The organism is Vibrio ouci (assembly GCF_004551525.1).
GTDB classification, from domain to species: domain Bacteria; phylum Pseudomonadota; class Gammaproteobacteria; order Enterobacterales; family Vibrionaceae; genus Vibrio; species Vibrio ouci.
Genome location: NZ_SATR01000208.1, coordinates 1 through 1,092, shown reverse-complemented (window position 1 = coordinate 1,092; position 1,092 = coordinate 1). Strand labels below are relative to the sequence as shown.

The following is a 1,092-nucleotide window of genomic DNA, read 5'->3' as shown; positions in this document are numbered from 1 at the left end:
CCTTGGATTCAAGTACGAAGTGCGACACCTCTGAACATAAAAACAGTGAGATGCGATAATCATGAAGTTTGCTCCCGCCAAGAAGTAAAAAACATGAAATACACGCACCTCACTGAGAACGAAAGGTATATGATTTCTGCGCTCAGAAAGCAAGGAATTAGTACCGCTAAAATAGCTAAACAACTGGGTCGTCACAAAGCGACTATCTATCGAGAAATTGAACGCAATTCCCGATACAACAGACACTTTAAAAGGTACTCCTATCAGGCGTGGAGAGCCCAACAAATGGCTCGCAACCGGCTGAGCCGCTCGCGCAGAAATAAGCGCTACAGCGAAATCGACTTTAGGTTACCTGAGGCCTTGCTACGACTGGATTGGAGCCCTGACCAAATCGTCGGATACCTAAGGGGAAGAGGCTATCCAACAATGAGCCACGAGCTCATTTATCAGCACATTTGGAATGACAAAACTCTCGGTGGAACACTATGGAAACACCTACGCCAATCCACTAAGAAAAGGCGTAAAAGGTATAACTCAAAAGACAGCCGAGGTCGGCTGGCAGCAAAGCGTCATATTACCGAAAGACCTGCAAAAGCTGAACATCGAAAAGAGCCTGGTCACTGGGAAATTGATACCGTCGTTGGCCGCGGAACCAAGCACTGTATCGTAACTTTAGTCGACAGAATGACTGGCTACACTTTTATAGGGCAAATGGACGATAGAACAAGCGAGTCGCTCAACGTAAGAATGAGCAAAATCATGACCCGCTCTGACTTACCTTTTAAGACGATAACTGCGGATAACGGCACTGAATTTCATGGTTATGCACAACTAGAGAAACATCATAACTGCCTGTTTTACTTTGCAAATCCATACCATTCATGGGAGCGAGGGACTAATGAAAACACCAATGGCTTGATACGACAATACTTACCAAAACGAACTTCCATGTCACATGTGACACAGAAGATCTGCAATGAAATTGCACACAAATTAAATACGCGCCCACGCAAAAGACTTGGGTATAGAACACCAACGGAGTATATTCATGCGCATCTGTAAAAAGTGTCGCACTTCAAACTTGATACTAAG

At 44.6% G+C, this 1,092-nt stretch carries 1 protein-coding gene; it reads left to right on the top strand.

Going from position 1 to position 1,092, the window contains the following annotated elements; genetic code table 11:
- Positions 1–93: 93 nt before the first annotated feature.
- Positions 94–1,062 (top strand): IS30-like element ISVa6 family transposase, encoded by a 969-nt coding sequence (locus ELS82_RS25180; RefSeq protein WP_134837790.1) that lies wholly within the window; start codon positions 94–96, stop codon positions 1,060–1,062.
- The last annotated feature ends 30 nt before the right edge of the window (positions 1,063–1,092 follow it).